Consider the following 15,572-nt stretch of genomic DNA (forward strand, 5'->3'; position numbering starts at 1 on the left):
AAATCGTTGCTGTTGCAGTGGCGACTGGGATATCGTCGAATGACGGCTCGGAATGATCAAAGTCAGCTGAATCCTAGCCGCTGAACGGCAGAATCTGCCAAAACTGGAAAATCACATGGATGCGAAAGATCGCGCCCTGATCCTGGCGCTGCAGGCGGATGGTCGGGCCACAAATCAGGAACTGGCGGAGAGGATCAATCTGTCACCCTCGCCTTGCCTACGCAGGCTGCGCCAGCTTGAGGCGTCGGGTGTCATCCGGGGCTATACGGTTCAGGTGGACCAGAAGGCCTATGGACTGCCGATCACGGCGTTCGTCCGCATCAGACTCGATCGGCACACTCACGACAGCGTGGTCGATTTCGAGAGCCGGATCGCCAAGATTGATCGCGTTCTGGATTGCTACGTCATGACGGGAGACGCCGATTATCTCTTGCGCGTTCTCGTTGAAAACTTCGAGGATTATGAACGCTTCGTTCGTCGTCAATTACACTTGATCCCAGGTGTTTCCGGGATCGATACAAGTTTCGCCTACGGCGTCGTCAAGCAATCGAAAGTGTTTCCCGTCATCGCCGGCAATCACCCGTAAATGTCTGACGTCTGTCGACCTATTGAGGCAAAAGGCGCGGGCGTCGGTAATGCGAATTTGCGTTACACTCGTAGGTCATCAACGCAGCTCACAGCGCTGTAGCGCGCAAATCCAGCCGTCGGCTTGGAAGCGCTTGTGCGCTGATTGACACCCCCTCAGCCCGTCCGGCTCTGGCGTAGGCGCACCGGCGCGGACTTGTAGGCCGGCGTGCCCGAACGCTGGTCGTGGTCCTCCAGGGCGATCAGCACGTTCGTCTCGGGATAATAAGCGGCCAGGCACCCCGGCGGAATGTCGCGCGCCACGACCGTGAAGGCCCGCACCACCCGTTCGCGCGTCTCGTCGAACGCCGCGGCGAGATCGACAAGGTCGCCTTGGGCCAGACCCATCCGCACCATGTCGTCAGGATTGGCGAAGATGACGTCGCGCCGGCCGAACACCCCGCGATAGCGGTCATCGTTGCCATAGATCGTGGTGTTGTACTGATCGTGGCTACGCAGGGTGGTCAGGAGCATCACGTCCGGATCGCCCTGGCGCGGGTCGCCGCCACTGGGGACGAACACGAGGAAGTTGGCCTTGCCCGTCGCCGTCATCCACACCCGGTCTGACGGTCCGACCGGCAAGCGGAAGCCGCCGGGGATGCGGACCTTGTCGTTGTAGTCGTCGAACCCTGGGAAGACACGGGCGATCAGGTCGCGGACGGCGTCGTAGTCATCGGCCAGGCCCGGCCAATCGACCAGCGGATCGTCGCCAAACAGCGCCGTGGCGATACCGGCCACGATCGCCGGCTCGGACATCAGGTGCACGGACGCCGGCGGGTTCAAACCCCGCGAGGCGTGGACCATCGACATCGAGTCCTCGACGGTCACCGACTGGCGCACCCCGGCGCGGACATCCTTTTCGGTACGACCCAGGCAGGGCAGCAGGATCGCCGCCTTGCCGATCAGCAGGTGCGTGCGATTGGGCTTGGTGGCGACGTGGACGGCCAGGTCCAGCTGCCGCATCGCCGCGAAGGTCCGCACCGGATCGGGCGCGGCCACGGCGAAATTGCCGCCCAGCCCGATGAAGACCTTGCTCTCCCCGCGCTCCATGGCGGCGATGGCCTCCACGACGGTGTGGCCATGCTCGCGCGGCGGCTCGAAGCCGAAGACGTCCCTTATGGAGTCCAGCATCGCCGTCGACGGCTTCTCGGCGATGCCGACCGTGCGGTTGCCCTGGACGTTGGAATGGCCGCGCAGCGGACAGATCCCGGCGCCGGCCCGGCCGATATTGCCCCTCAGCAACAGCAGATTAGCCAGCTGCTGAACGGTTCCAGAGCTATCGCGGTGCTGGGTCAGCCCCATGCCGTAGCAGAGGATCGCCGCCTTGGCCTTGGCGTAGACCGCCGCCGCTTCCTCGATACGCGCGCGCGGCAGACCGCAGCCGGCCTCGATGGCCGTCCACTCCAGCCCCGCGACCTGGGCGGCCAGATCGTCGAACCCGGTGGTGTGCTCAGCGATGAACTCATGGTCCAGAACGCCGCCGTCGCGCGCCTCCATCGCCAGCAGCGCCTTCATCATGCCCTGCACCAGCAGCGCGTCGCCACCGACGGTCACCTGATAATAGGCCGAGGCGATCGGGGTCGACGACAGGGTCGCCATCTCGATCGGGTCCTGCGGCGAGGCGAACTTTTCCAGCGCCCGCTCGCGCAACGGGTTGAACGCCAGGATCGTCGCGCCGCGCCGGCTAGCCTCGCGCAAGGTCGCCATCATCCGGGGATGGTTGGTGCCGGGGTTGTGGCCAAAGCAGAGGATCAGGTCGGCGTGATCGAAGTCCTCCAGCGTGACCGAGCCCTTGCCCAGGCCGATGGAGTCCGGCAGGCCGACGCTGGTCGGTTCGTGGCACATGTTGGAGCAATCGGGGAAATTGTTGGTGCCGAACCGCCGCGCCATCAGTTGGTAGAGGAAGGCCGCCTCGTTGCTGGCCCGGCCCGAGGCGTAGAACTCCGCCGCGCTCGGATCGTCCAGCGCCTTTAGCCCCGCCGCCGTCCGGGCAAAGGCCTCGTCCCAGGCGATCGGCTTGTAGCGGTCGTCGGCCGGGTCGTAGGCCATCGGCTCGGTCAGCCGGCCCAGGTCCTCGATCGCGTGATCGGTCCAGGTCAGCAGCTCGCTGACCGTATGGCGCGCGAAGACATCGGGCGTGGCGCGCTTGGTCGTCGCCTCCCAGGCCACGGCCTTGGCGCCGTTCTCGCAGAACTCAAACGACGAGGTGTGCTTGGGGTCGGGCCAGGCGCAGCCAGGGCAGTCGAAGCCCTCGGGCTGGTTGGCCTTGAGCAGCGTCTTGCCGCCCTCGATCACCGTCTCCTGGTTGGCTAGGGCGCCGGCCACGGCCTTCAACGCGCCCCAGCCCCCGGCGGGGCCGTCGTAGCGCTTGACGCCGGGGATCTTGATTTCAGCCATGGACAAGCTCCGCTATGTCGTCGACCAGGCGATCGGCCCGGGTGAACACGGTGTGGCCGTCGGCGCGGGCCAAGGCGACCAGGGTCAGCCCAGCCGTCTCGGCCTTGGCGATGGCCAGGTCGGTCGGCGCCGACACCGCCACCAGCACGGACGCGCCCAGGCGGACGGTCTTTTCGACCATCTCGAACGAGCAGCGACTGGTGACCAGGACAAAGCCCCGCGCCGCCTCGATCCGTTCGCGGGCCATCGCTCCGGCCAGCTTGTCCAGCGCGCTGTGGCGACCGACGTCCTCGCGCGCGACCAGGATCTCCCCCTCGCGGCTGGCGAACGCCGCCGCATGGGCCGCCCGCGTCTGCCGGCCAAGCGGCTGATGGTCGGCCAGGGCGTCGATGGCCCTCTGGACCGCAAGGTGGCGGAAGTGTTCGCCTTCCGGGACGGCCGGCAAAGGCCGGACCACATCGGCCAGCCGCTGAACGCCGCAGAGGCCACAGCTGGACCGCCCCTCGAGCGTGCGCGGCCGAGCCTTGCGATTGGCCGCGCCTGGCGCCAGGCGAACATCGACCATGATCCCCAGCGAGACGGTCTTGATGTCGACCGCGACGATGTCGGCCATCGTCGCGACCGCTTCGGTCAGGGTGAAGCCGATGGCGAGGTCGTGGACGTCGCGCGGCGTGGCCATCAGCACCGTGTGGGGGCGTCCATCGAAGGATAGGGCCACGGGTGTTTCGAGCGGCGTCGCCCGCGTATGCGGCGTCGTCCCAGAGGGACGCCACTGCACGCCGCTCCGCGTTGCCGCCGCTAGCTCAGTCATGGTGAGCTCCAAGGACCAGGGCCTCGACAGCGCCCGTTGCGCCTCGTCGCCTTATGGTACGTCGACGAGATCGCGCTCGCCCGCCCGATCGCACCGCTTTTCGCGTCTTCGACTGGCGCAGCCCCCCTTGGCTCTGCGGGCACGGATGCCGGATGCGCCGCATCCGCGCCAAGCCGAAGGGCGGCCGAGTATCCCGTCGAGGCCCAGAGCCGACCGGCCCCGAGCCTGCCAGGCCAGGACGTGGCGGCGGCGTCAACAACCTCGCCTAGAACCAGCCGCGCAAACCGATCACGAAGCGCGCGCCCGCGACATCCTCTCCCGCCGCCCTGGCGAAATCAGCCGTTCCTCCATAGCGACGCTCGTAGGAAACGCCGACATAGGGCGCAAACTCTCGCCGGAACTCGTAGCGAAGGCGCAAGCCGAGTTCGACATTGGAAACGCCAGAGCCGGTCTGGGTCTGACGGGTCGTCTGTGCGGCCAGGTTGATTTCGGCGCGCGGTTGCAGGATGAGGCGCTGGGTGAAGCGCAGGTCATAGCTGGTCTCGACCCGCGCCAGAACCTCGCCCTTGGTGGACAGGAAGAGCGCGCCTTCCACCTCGAACCAATAGGGCGCCACGCCCTCCAGGCCGAGGGCGGCGTAGCTGCGATCGGGGCCCTTGCCCAGGTCCTGGCGAACACCGCCCTGCAGATTGAACATCGGACTGACCGCGCGAGAGGCCAGCACCTGAACCTCGGCGGCCTCGGCGCCGCCGCGTCGCGCGCCCTCGCCTTCCGTCTTCAGCACCAGGCGATCGATGTCCCCGCCGTACCAGGCCTCGCCGGACCAGCGGTAACCGTCCTCGCCGGAGCCGGCCTGATACTCGGCCAGGTTGGCCATGACCTGCGAATAGACCATGCCGCCATGCTCGACGCGCAGTTGGGCGCGGGCCTTGGCCATCTCGGCGGGATCAAACAGCCGGTCGGCGACATGATCGGCGGGAACGGGCGGCGGCGGCGCCTGGGGGCTGGCGACGGCGGGCGCGCCGCCGCCGGTTGGGGCCGCTGGCGCCGCACCGTGGACGTGGACCTCCTGCGCCAGCGCGGAGCCGGCCAGAACCGAGCCCGAGAGCGCGCAACTGGTCAGAACGATCAAAACAGCCCGCCTCATGCCGCGTCCTCCCCGGGCCGAACGGTCACGACGCGGAACATCCCCGCGTGCATGTGGTAGAGCATGTGGCAGTGGAAGGCCCAGTCGCCGGCCGCGTCGGCGGTCAGGTCAAAGGTCACCTTTCCCCCGGGCAGGACATTGACCGTGTGCTTGCGCGGCAAGTGGCCCGCCGGGCCATGGACCAATTCGAAGAAGTGGCCGTGCAGGTGGATCGGGTGGGCCATCATGGTGTCGTTGACCAAGGTCACGCGCACGCGCTCTCCCTGCCGAAAGGCATAGGGCTTGGTGGTCTTGTCGCTGAACGCCTCGCCATCGAAGCCCCAGCTGAAGCGCTCCATGTTGCCGGTCAGATGAATTTCCATCGCCCGCGACGGCGCGCGGGTGTCGGGATTGGGCTCCAAGGCCACCAGGTCCTGGTAGACCAGCACGCGGTGACCAACGCTCCCCAGCCCCTGCCCCGGCTCGCCCGTGCGGTCCGAGGGCATCGGCGCCAGGGTCTGGACAGTGGGGCTCAACCGGACCTGAGGTGCGTTGGCGGGATTGCGCATCGACATATCCATGCCGCCCATATCCCCCATGGCCGCCATCGTATCGACGCCCCGCTTAGCCTGCGGCGCCATGCCCGGCGGAGCCTTCGGGCCCGCGCCGGGCCCTGTGGCCGCCCCCATGGCCGCCATGTCGTGGCCCAGGGCGCCATGGTCCATCCCCGCCATGGGCGCCCCGGACGCGTGGTCGGTGTCACCCATGCCCATGTCCTTCATCCGCGTAAGCGGGCGCTCTCGAAGCGGGGGGACATCGGCGCTCATGCCCAGGCGCGGCGCCAAGGTCGCGCGGGCCAGGCCCGAACGGTCCACTGCTTCGGCGACCAGGGTATAGGCCTTGTCGTCCAATGGCTGGACGACGACGTCGAAGGTCTCGGCGTTGGCGATCTGAAGCTCGTCGACCACCACCGGACGCACGTTCTGGCCGTCGGCGGCGACGACCGTCATCAGCAAGCCCGGCAATCGGACATTGAAGATCGTCTGGGCCGCGGCGTTGACGAGGCGCAGACGCACGCGCTCGCCGGGCTTGAACAGGCCGGTCCAGTTGTCCTTGGGGCCATGGCCATTGGCCAGATAGGTGTAGGTCGTCCCGGTGACGTCGGAGATGTCGGTGGGATCCATCAACATCTTGGCCCAGTCGATGCGCTCGGCCAGAGTCTGGTCGCGCCCCGCAAACAGGCCCGCCAGCGTCTGCTTCTGGTCGTTGAAGAACCCGGCCTGCTGCTTCATCCGCTTCATGATCAGGTGCGGATGCATGAAGCTGTAGTCCGACAGCACGATCACGTGCTCGCGCTCGGACCGCACCGGGTCCTCGCCTTCGGGATCGATGACGATCGGTCCGTAGCAGCCCTCGGGTTCCTGCAGGCCCGAGTGGCTGTGGTACCAATAGGTGCCCGATTGGATGAGCGGGAACTCGTGAACGAAGGTCTGTCCGGGCTTGATACCCGGAAAGCTGACGCCCGGCACGCCATCGAACTGCGGCGGCACCAGCAGGCCGTGCCAGTGCAGCGAGGTGTCCTCGGCCAAGCGGTTCTCGACGGCCAGGCGCACCGTCTGCCCCTGCTTGAGGCGCAGCAGGGGTCCCGGGGTCGTGCCGTTGATGGAGACGGCATGTCCCAGACGTCCATCAACCGGATGGCGGCCGTGGCCGATGGTCAGTTTGATGTCGGCGCCCGACAAGGTCGCCAACGGCGGCGGCAACCCGACCGAGCCGGTGCGCGCCCAGGCCGGAGCCGCTAGCGTCAAGCCGCCGCCGCCAAGACCCGCCAGAAGATGGCGCCGATGCAGGATCGTCATGTCAGGTGCTGCTTCCGTTGAGCGTTGATGGGATCATGGGAACAAGCCGCGTTGCGCCTTTGCCGCGCGCACGCGCTCAACGCCGATGGACGTGGCCGCGACGCGGGTGGAGACGCCATCGCTCGCGGCGCGATTGATGACGGCCTGGAAGGCGCCGCTCATCAGTTCGCGCAGACGGGCGTTGACCTCCGCCTCGCTCCAGAAGAGCCGCTGCAGCCCCTGCACCCATTCGAAATACGAGACGATCACGCCGCCCGAATTGCACAGGATGTCGGGGATGACGAACACCTCGCCTCGCCGCTCGGCCAGGAGGCGATCGGCGCCGGGCGTGGTTGGGCCATTGGCCCCCTCGGCCAGGATCCGGCACTGGAGCGCGTCGGCGTTCTGCTCGGTGATCACCCGCTCGACGGCGGCCGGAACCAGCACGTCGCAGGGCTTGGTCAGCAACTCGGCGGGATCAATCTCGGCCTGACCGGACCACCCCTTGAGAGAGCCGTGCTGCTGGACATGGCGGACCAGGGCCGCGGCGGGCAGACCGCGCTTGTCGTAGTAGGCGGCGCTATGGTCGCTGACCCCGACGATGCGAACGCCCATCTCGGCGCTGAGCACATCGGCCGCGACCGACCCGACATTGCCAAAGCCCTGAATGATCGCCGTCGAGCCCGACGCTTCGAGGTTGAGCGATTTCATCGCCTCTGCGACGGTGAAGGCCACGCCGCGGCCTGTGGCTTCGCGACGGCCGGCGGTGCCGCCCAGCGCCAGGGGCTTGCCGGTCACGATCTCCGAGGCCGCGTAGCCCTGGTGCATGGAATAGGTGTCCATGAACCAGCCCATGATGCGCTCGTCGGTGCCGATGTCGGGCGCCATGACGTCGGTGTGCGGCCCCACGAAGGGGATCATCTCCTGCATGTAGCGCCGCGAGACGGCTTCCAGCTCGCGGGGCGACAGCGCGCGCGGATCGCACGCCACGCCGCCCTTGGCGCCGCCGTAGGGCAAGCCGGCCAGGGCGCACTTCCAGCTCATCCAGACGGCCAGGGCCGCCACCTCCCCCATCTCAAGGTCGGGCGAGAACCGCGTGCCGCCCTTGCTGGGGCCAAGCGAAAGGTGGTGCTGAACGCGGAAGCCCTGGAAGACCTCGGTGGAGCCGTCGTCGCGGTGGATCGGCACCGAGACGGCGATCGCGCGCTTGGGATAGAGGAGCCTGGCCCGTTCATCCTCGGGCACGTCGAGATGATTGGCGACGGCCAGGAATTGCTCCCTGGCCATCTCGAAAACAGGACCGGAATAGATGCTCATCGATCAGGCCGGCTGAGCGGTCTTCTGGTCGGCCAGCACCTGTTCCAGCGTGTCGAGGAACCGAGCGTTTTCCTCGCGCAGGCCCACCGAAATGCGCAGGTGATCGATCAGGTTGTAGTTGGGACGCAGCGGACGGACGATGACGCCCTTCTGCAGCAGCGCGCGATAGACCGCGCCGGCCTCGGGGATTTCCACCATCACGAAATTGCCGGCCGACGGCACATAGGGCAATCCCAGACGATCAAACCCCTCATAGAGCTGCTTGAGCCCCGCGACGTTTACCGCATAGGTCTGATCCAGGAACTCTTGGTCATCCAGGGCCGCGACGGCCGCGGCCTGGGCCAACAGGCTGGTGTTGAAGGTCTGGCGCACCCGGTTGACCAGACCCGCGACCGACGGCGAGCTGATCGCAAAGCCGATCCGCAAGCCTGCCAGACCGTAGGCCTTGGACATGGTGCGGAAGATCAGCAGATTGGGATGCTCGTCCAGCCAAGCCAGCGAGTCCGGACGCTGGGCGTCGGTCTGGAACTCGCGATAGGCTTCGTCCAGGACGACGACGACATCCTTGGGCGCCTTGACCAGGAAAGCCTTGAGCTGCTCGGCCGACAGCATGGTGCCGGTCGGGTTGTTGGGGTTGGCGATATAGATCAGACGCGTGTTGGGCTTGATCGCCGCGAGCATCGCGTCGAGGTCGTGACCATAGTCCTTGGCTGGCGTCACGATCAGTTCGGCGCCCTGAGCGCGAATGGCCGGGAAATAGGCCGAAAAGCCATACTGCGAGACGATCGCTGAATTCTCGCTGGTCAGGAAGGCGGCGGCGGCCATGACGATCAGGTCGCTGGAGCCATTGCCCAGCACGATCTGATCGGCCGCCACGCCCAGCTTGCGCACCAGGGCCTGGCGCAGGGTATAGGCGTGCCCGTCGGGATAGCGCTCACCCTGCTCCAAAGCCGCCGCGGCGGCGGCCTTGGCCTTGGGGCTCATGCCCAGCGGGTTTTCATTCGAGGCCAGCTTGATGATGCTGTCTTCGGCCAGTCCAAACTCACGGGCCGCCTCTTCGACCGGCTTGCCGGGAACATAGGTCGGCATGTCGCGGATATGGGCGGGGGCCAGATGATCCAGGGAAACGCTCGACATAGGCTGAGGCTCTCATTTCGCCGGGCCGGTCTTGGCCCTCCCTCCGGTTCTAGGAAGCCGAAGGGAGGAAGGCCGGACAAACCTCCATGCGAAGCGGCCAACCTTCGCCAAACAACCGATCTAGTGGACCATGAAGCCGATGGAGCCGGTCATGGTGCGGCCGCTGCCCGAGCCGACGCCTGTCCAGGTCAGCTTGTAGGTTCCCGGCGAAAGCTTGGGCAGGGCAATCGTGGCGCTGGACTCGCCCGTCGCCGTCGGCTTTGACGTCACCGGAGCCGCCTGCCCGTTGGCGTCAACGATCAGGATGTCTTGCAGCACCATCGGATGCACGAAGGTGACGGCGAAGGTTTCGGGCGGTCCCATCAGCATGGCGCCGTCGGCGGGGGTGGACGTCTTGATCATCGAGCGCTTCTCCCCCGGCGCGCCCACGGCCATGGCGCCCATGTCGTGACCGGCGTGAGGGTCCGCAGCGGGCGCCGCGGCGGTCTGGGCCCAAACGGGCGCGGCGAGGCTAGCGACGATAGAGTAGACGGCGAGCATGGCGGATAGACGCATGGGAACTCCTGTTGAACGGTCAGATCGGGTTTGAGACAGGGGGCTTGAGACGATCGGCGGAGCGGCGCGACGCCGCGATGCGGCGCGCGGTCATCGGCGCGGCCCGTTCCCTGAAGGCGGCGACGATATGGGCGGGCGCGAGGTCGGGAGACCCGCCGACGAAGGGGGGGCTGGGGATTGTATTCCAAGCCGAGCTGGGTGCGCTGGGCCATCTCGTCGCCCTGCAGCATGGCCATGATGCGCAGGCCAAAATCGATGCCGGCCGTCACGCCGCCGCCGGTGATCCGGTTACGGTCAATGACCACCCGCTCGTAGACCGGCTCGGCGCCAAACAACGGCAATTGATCCATGGCCGTCCAGTGGGTGGCCGCCTTGTAACCGGCCAGCAGGCCAGCCGCGCCCAACAGCAGCGCCCCGGTGCAGACCGAGGTCACCCACTGGGCCCGCGAGCCCTGCGTCGCCAGAAAGGCGATGACGTCGAGATCGTCCATCAGGGCGATCTGGCCCGGGCCGCCGGGCACGAACAGCATGTCCAGCGCCGGACAATCGGCCAGGGCGGTGTCGGCCAGCACCGAAAGACTGGCGTCGGTCGGCACGGGCCCGACCGCCTTCCAGAGGATATGCAGTTGAACGTCGGGAAGCTTCGCCAACACCTGCAAAGGTCCGGCGAAGTCCAGATTGGTCATCTGCGGATAGATCAGCATCCCGACAACAAACGTCATGGATCAGGCCTCGTCAGACGGCAAGGCCGCCGGGCGCTCGGCCCGGCGGCTTGACCTTAGAAGTTGTAGCGGAGCTGGACGCCGACCTGACGCGGCGCGCCCACGTCAAGCTGGCTGATGCCGATCAGGGTCTCTCGGCGGGCGAAATCGATGCCGCCGATATAGTAGACCTCGTCGGTCAGATTGGTGCCGAACACCGCCAAGGTCCAATCGGCGTTGGTCGGCGTGAACTCGACCCGGCCGCTGACCAAGCCATAGCTGTCCAACCGCACCGAGTTGCTGGCCGTCGATGTGGTCGTCTGGCTGGCCACCCAGTTATAGGCGAGGCTGAAGCGCGCCTGACCCCAGGGCGTCTCATGCTTGTAGTTGGCCGAGGCCGAATAGGTCTGGGCCGGCGTACGCAGGGGACGGGTCTTGACGCTGATGCCGGTGGCCGAACCCACGCTGTCATATTCGGACTTCAGCAGGCCGGCGGTGCCTTGCAGGGTCAGGTGATCGCTCACCGCCAGCATGGACTCCAGTTCCACGCCCTGCAGGTGCGACTCCCCGACGTTCTGGACGTAGGTCTGGTTGATCGCCGAGTCGAGCGCGGTCAGCTGCTGGTTCTCGTACTTCATGTAGAAGGCCGTGGCGTTGACCCGCAGGCGCTTGAAGAAGGTCGAGCGCATGCCCAGCTCGTACCCGGTCACCCGCTCGGGATCGTAGGGCAGCAGAGCCTGGGTCTTGCCCGCCTGGGAGACGCCCGCCAGCGTCGGCGACAGGCCGGCGTTGAGACCGCCGCTGCGGAAACCTCGCGTTGCCGAGGCGTAGCTCATCACGTCGGGCGACCACTGGTACTCGACGCTCAGGCGCGGCGAGATCTCGTCCCAGCTCCCCTTCCCGACGCCCTTAAGACGCGTGGTGTAATTGACCGTCTCGAAGTCCTTGTCGTCCTTGCTGTAGCGCAGGCCGGCCGTGGTCGAGAGCTTGTCGGTGAACTTGAACGTGCTTTGGGCGTAGGCCGCGTACGACTTGACCGAGCTGTCCTGGGTGACCACCCGCGGCGTCGGGAAAAAGGCGTCGTTGACCGTCACGGTCGAGGTCGAGTCCTTGGGGCCTTCGGTCAGATAATAGAGACCCGACACGAAATTCAGGCGATCCTCGAACAGGCTTCCCGCGAGCTGGAACTCTTGCGAGAACTGATTGATCGAACGATTGGTCGTGTAGTCGAAGATCGGCAAAGGCGTGCCGTCGTAGTCGTTGACGTAGCGAATGTCGTTCTTGAGGTAGCCGGTGATCGACTTGACGGTGAGATTATCGGTCAGTTCATAGGCGACGGTCGCGCCAAGGCTGTAGCCGTCGAACGTGTAGCTGGTCGGCCGGCCGCCGTAGATCTTGTAGGGATCGTTGGTCAGGTAGCTGTTGTCATAGGTCTGGCCGGTCTTGGTCTTCAGCACCCGGGCATAGGTGCCGTTGGGCGACAAGTAGTCGATGGTGAAGGCGCGACCGTTGGTGTCGGTCTGCATGGCCGTCGCGTCAAAGTCGATGGTCAGCTTCTCGTTGGGCATGTAGCGGAACTGGAAGCGCTCGACCTGGGTGTCCTGGTCGCCGAAGGTGCGATCCCCGGCCACCTCGGTGACATAGCCGTCGCGCTTGAGCGAACCGGCGGTCAGCTTGACGAAGACCGCATCACTGATCGGGACATTTACCGACGCCTTGAAGTCGCGGCGATCGAAATTTCCGAAGGTCGCTTCGACGTAGCCGCCAAACTTGGCCGTCGGCTTCTTGGTCATGTAGCGCACCGCGCCGCCGATGGTGTTCTTGCCAAACAAGGTGCCCTGTGGCCCGCGCAGCACCTCGACGCGATCCACATCCAGCACCGCCAGGAGATTGCTGTCGCTGCGGCTATAATAGACGTCGTCGACATAGAGGCCGACGCCCTGGTCGAAGGCGATGCCCGAGCGGTCCTGGCCGATGCCGCGGATGAAGAAGCCCCCGTTTTGCCCGCCCGTCGTTGACTGGCTGCCGACCACCACGTTGGGCACGAAATTGCCGATATCGAGCAGGCTGGCCACCCCCTTGGCCTCCAGCTCCTTCTCAGACATCGCCGTGACAGCGACCGGGGTCTTCTGCAGGTTTTCCTCGACCCGGCGGGCGGTGACCACCACCTCCTCCAGCCGACCCGGTTCAGCTTCCTGAGCGAGCGCCTGGCCGGCGGCCAGGCTCAGCGTCAAAAGCGCGACAGAACATGAAAGGTAGGACTTGAAATTAGACATCTGGCTCCCCTCGCCATTATTTTGGTGTCTGCGGAAACGTTACGACCTCTTTCAGTCCAAGGCTTCAGGCCAAGGCTGACAGGTTTGGAAGAGACAATCCCCCCGCTCGCACAGGCTCAGCGGCCTTTCGCAAACGATGGAGCCAGGCCGGCCGAACCGGATCTCGGCCACCGGCCGCCAGGGCGTCTCGGGATTGTGAATGACGCCGGCCAGTTGCCCGGCCTCGACCGTCTCGCCCAGGGCGCAGGCGGGTTCGAAGATCCCCGCCTCCAGCGTGTAGACATAGTCCTCGGGGCTGACGGCGACGAAACGCGTGGGCGCATCGGCGGCCGGCGCCTGGCCGGTCCACACGCCCGTAGCGCGCAGATAGCGGCGAAGCGCCCCCTTGGCCAAGGCCACGGTCTTGGGCGTCAGGGTGGCCGCGCCGCCCATCTCGGCGGCCAGGGGGATGCCCCCCTGGTCCCGCACGACGCTGGCCAGGGTCCGGCCACCCGAGACGCCGCCGCCCCGGAACACGGTGGTGGACGGCAGGGCCAGAGCCTCGACCAACTGGCGCACCTTGGCCCGCTCGGTCTCGTCCTGGGGCCGCACGGTCAGCACGGTTGGGATGTAGTTCAGCGAGGCGCCGCCCGAATGGATGTCCAGCGAGAAGTTCAGGCGCGGGGCCAGTTCGCTGGAGATGTAGTGGGCGATCATCTGGGTGGGCGTGCCGTCGGCCCGGCCCGGGAATTCACGGTTCAGGTTGCCGTCGTCCAACGGCGAGACCCGCGCCGCCGCCATCACGGCGGGATAGTTGGCGGCGCTGAGGATGATGATCTGCCCAGCGACGTCCTCCAACCGCACGGTGCGGATGAAGTCCATCAGGGCCACCTGCCCCTCGTACTCGTCGCCGTGGTTGCCGCTGACCAGCAACACCGTCGGCCCCTCGCCATTTTTGAGGCTGACGATCGGAATCGGCACCCAACCATAGGCTGACCGGGTCACCGACATCGGCAGCTTGAGGAAGCCGTGGTGCGCGCCGGGCGCATCCAGATCGATGGTCGGCCGTATCGTAGACTTCTGGCTCACTGAAAGCCGCCCCGTTCTCACTGTGGCGGGCCCCTGGGCGCGCCGATCCATGTGAAGACGGTATGACGCGTCGGGCGGTCAGATCAGACGAACACCCCCTAAAACGAGACAAACTCCAGGTCCAAATCGCGCACTATGGAGAATACCAAAAGTACATTTTCGGCCAAAATTTATTCTGCCTAGTAACGGATCAAATAATGACTTCGAACGCCTAGTTATTGGACCCATCGAAAAAATACCGGCCCTCCACGTCATTGACGTTTAAGCGCGACGACGGCGACGCAGGATCAGCAAGGCGGTCACCAACACCATCGAAAGGCTGATGAAGATCGCGTAGCAAAGCATCATGGCCGGCACCAAGCCCTTGTCACCGCCAAAGGCGCCCTTGGCCACCAGGGCATAGATCGTCGGGCCGATCGCCAGGCCCAGGAAGTTCTGGGTCATGTTGAAGATCGCGCTGGTCTTGCCCATCAGGCGGCCGGGCGTGGCTTCCGCCAGCAAGGTGTTGGCCGCCACCTGGATGGTGCCGGTGAAGAGCATCGAGGCCCCATAGGCCAGCCACATCAGCTCCTTCGTCGGCGCCAGGAAAATCAGCATCGCGGGGATCATATGCAGGACCTGCGCGGCCAGCGTGATCTGCAGGGTCGCATCACGAAAGCCGCGGCGAACCAGGCTGTCCATCAGGAAGCCCATGGAGATCAGGCCGATGGGCGTGCAGATCAGGGCGATCGGTCCGCCGATGGCGCCGATGGCCCCGGGCGACATATGCCAGGTGCGGCCGATACCGGCGGCCATCCAACCGCTCCAGCCGCTGCCGGCCAGCGACCACAGGGTCGGCGCGGCGAATAGCAGGAAATAGGTCAGGCGATCGGTCTTCATGTGACGCCCCAGCTCGCCGAAGGTCGGCCGATCGGCGGCCGGCACCGCATCGCGCTTGGGCTCGCGGATCGTGAAGACCAACAGCGCCAGCAGCATGCCGACCACTGCGGGGACGACCAGGGCGAACTGCCAGGCCTTCAGGTGACCGATCAGCGGCCAGCCCGCCGCGCCGCCCTTGTCGGCGAACGCGAACAGAACGCCGCCGACCAGCATGGCGGCGCCGCCGCCAACCAGGGGGCCAACGCCCAGAACACTGAAGGCGCGAGCGCGTCGCTCGGGCGGAAAGCTGTCGCGGACCAGCGAGACGGCGGCGGGCTGCAGAGCCGCCTCCCCGATGCCCAGGCCCGCGCGGCCGGCGAAGAGTTGCCAATAGGTCGTGGCCAGGCCGCAGGTGGCGGCCATCACCGACCAGGCGAACACCGCGACGCCGACCAGCTTCTTGCGGCTGATGATGTCGCTCAGATAGCCCATCGGCACGCAGCAGATGCTGTAGAGCGCAGAAAACGACAGGCCGACCAGCAGGCTGATCTGCAGATCGCTGACGCCCAGGTCGGCCTTCACCGGCTCGACCAGCAGCTTGAGCAAGCTCCGATCCATGAACGACAGCACCGAGGCCAAGGTCAGGATGATCAGCATCCACCAGCGCTGGCCGGCGCCGACCTGAAGCCAGGGCATGGCCTGCGCCGCGCGGGCCGTGATGACGGCGGCCTCATCGGCCTTCGCGGCGCTGGACGGGACCGGAGTGTCGACGGAGATGGCGGAGTCGGCGATGGTCATGAGGGCCTCAAGCGGCAAAAAGGGCCGACGGCGCATCAGCGGCGCATCGGGCTTGGTCAAGGAAAA

12 protein-coding genes are annotated in these 15,572 nt (G+C 66.3%); 1 reads left to right on the forward strand and 11 read right to left on the reverse strand.

Features of this window, described 5'->3' with window-relative positions; all coding sequences use genetic code 11:
* Window positions 1-115: 115 nt before the first annotated feature.
* Window positions 116-586 carry an Lrp/AsnC family transcriptional regulator gene (locus ACW175_RS14320; RefSeq protein WP_492100716.1) on the forward strand — a complete coding sequence of 157 codons (471 nt, stop codon included), beginning with the start codon at window positions 116-118 and terminating at the stop codon, window positions 584-586.
* Window positions 587-741: 155 nt separating this feature from the next.
* On the opposite strand, the gene ACW175_RS14325 is transcribed toward ACW175_RS14320, so the two are convergent.
* The 11 genes from ACW175_RS14325 to ACW175_RS14375 all read right to left on the reverse strand — a co-directional run bounded on the left by ACW175_RS14325 (window position 742) and on the right by ACW175_RS14375 (window position 15,506).
* Window positions 742-3,021, reverse strand: a complete 2,280-nt coding sequence (locus ACW175_RS14325; RefSeq protein WP_492100717.1) for an FdhF/YdeP family oxidoreductase — start codon at window positions 3,019-3,021, stop codon at window positions 742-744.
* Complete coding sequence (gene fdhD, locus ACW175_RS14330) at window positions 3,014-3,832, reverse strand: formate dehydrogenase accessory sulfurtransferase FdhD (protein WP_492100718.1); 819 nt, start codon at window positions 3,830-3,832, stop codon at window positions 3,014-3,016. Before fdhD ends, ACW175_RS14325 begins: the two co-directional genes overlap by 8 nt.
* Window positions 3,833-4,097: 265 nt before the next feature.
* Entirely contained in the window at window positions 4,098-4,979 is an 882-nt protein-coding gene (locus ACW175_RS14335; protein WP_492100719.1) for a copper resistance protein B, read from the reverse strand.
* Window positions 4,976-6,817 (reverse strand): copper resistance system multicopper oxidase, encoded by a 1,842-nt coding sequence (locus ACW175_RS14340; protein ID WP_492100720.1) that lies wholly within the window; start codon window positions 6,815-6,817, stop codon window positions 4,976-4,978. The genes ACW175_RS14335 and ACW175_RS14340 overlap by 4 nt, the downstream gene beginning before the upstream one ends.
* 33 nt (window positions 6,818-6,850) lie before the next feature.
* Window positions 6,851-8,113 (reverse strand): Glu/Leu/Phe/Val family dehydrogenase, encoded by a 1,263-nt coding sequence (locus ACW175_RS14345; RefSeq protein ID WP_492100721.1) that lies wholly within the window; start codon window positions 8,111-8,113, stop codon window positions 6,851-6,853.
* A 3-nt stretch (window positions 8,114-8,116) separates the two neighbouring features.
* Window positions 8,117-9,250, reverse strand: a complete 1,134-nt coding sequence (gene hisC, locus ACW175_RS14350) for a histidinol-phosphate transaminase (protein ID WP_492100722.1) — start codon at window positions 9,248-9,250, stop codon at window positions 8,117-8,119.
* A 120-nt stretch (window positions 9,251-9,370) separates the two neighbouring features.
* Complete coding sequence (locus ACW175_RS14355) at window positions 9,371-9,652, reverse strand: copper resistance CopC family protein (protein WP_492100723.1); 282 nt, start codon at window positions 9,650-9,652, stop codon at window positions 9,371-9,373.
* Window positions 9,649-10,527, reverse strand: coding sequence for a DJ-1/PfpI family protein (locus tag ACW175_RS14360; protein WP_492100724.1), 879 nt, complete (start codon window positions 10,525-10,527; stop codon window positions 9,649-9,651). Before ACW175_RS14360 ends, ACW175_RS14355 begins: the two co-directional genes overlap by 4 nt.
* Window positions 10,528-10,583: 56 nt before the next feature.
* Complete coding sequence (locus tag ACW175_RS14365; RefSeq protein WP_492100725.1) at window positions 10,584-12,740, reverse strand: TonB-dependent receptor; 2,157 nt, start codon at window positions 12,738-12,740, stop codon at window positions 10,584-10,586.
* 93 nt (window positions 12,741-12,833) lie between these two features.
* Window positions 12,834-13,850 (reverse strand): succinylglutamate desuccinylase/aspartoacylase family protein, encoded by a 1,017-nt coding sequence (locus ACW175_RS14370; RefSeq protein WP_492100726.1) that lies wholly within the window; start codon window positions 13,848-13,850, stop codon window positions 12,834-12,836.
* Window positions 13,851-14,111: 261 nt separating this feature from the next.
* Window positions 14,112-15,506 carry an MFS transporter gene (locus ACW175_RS14375; RefSeq protein WP_492100727.1) on the reverse strand — a complete coding sequence of 465 codons (1,395 nt, stop codon included), beginning with the start codon at window positions 15,504-15,506 and terminating at the stop codon, window positions 14,112-14,114.
* Window positions 15,507-15,572 lie beyond the last annotated feature (66 nt).

The organism is Caulobacter sp. FV1ye6ST (assembly GCF_058681225.1).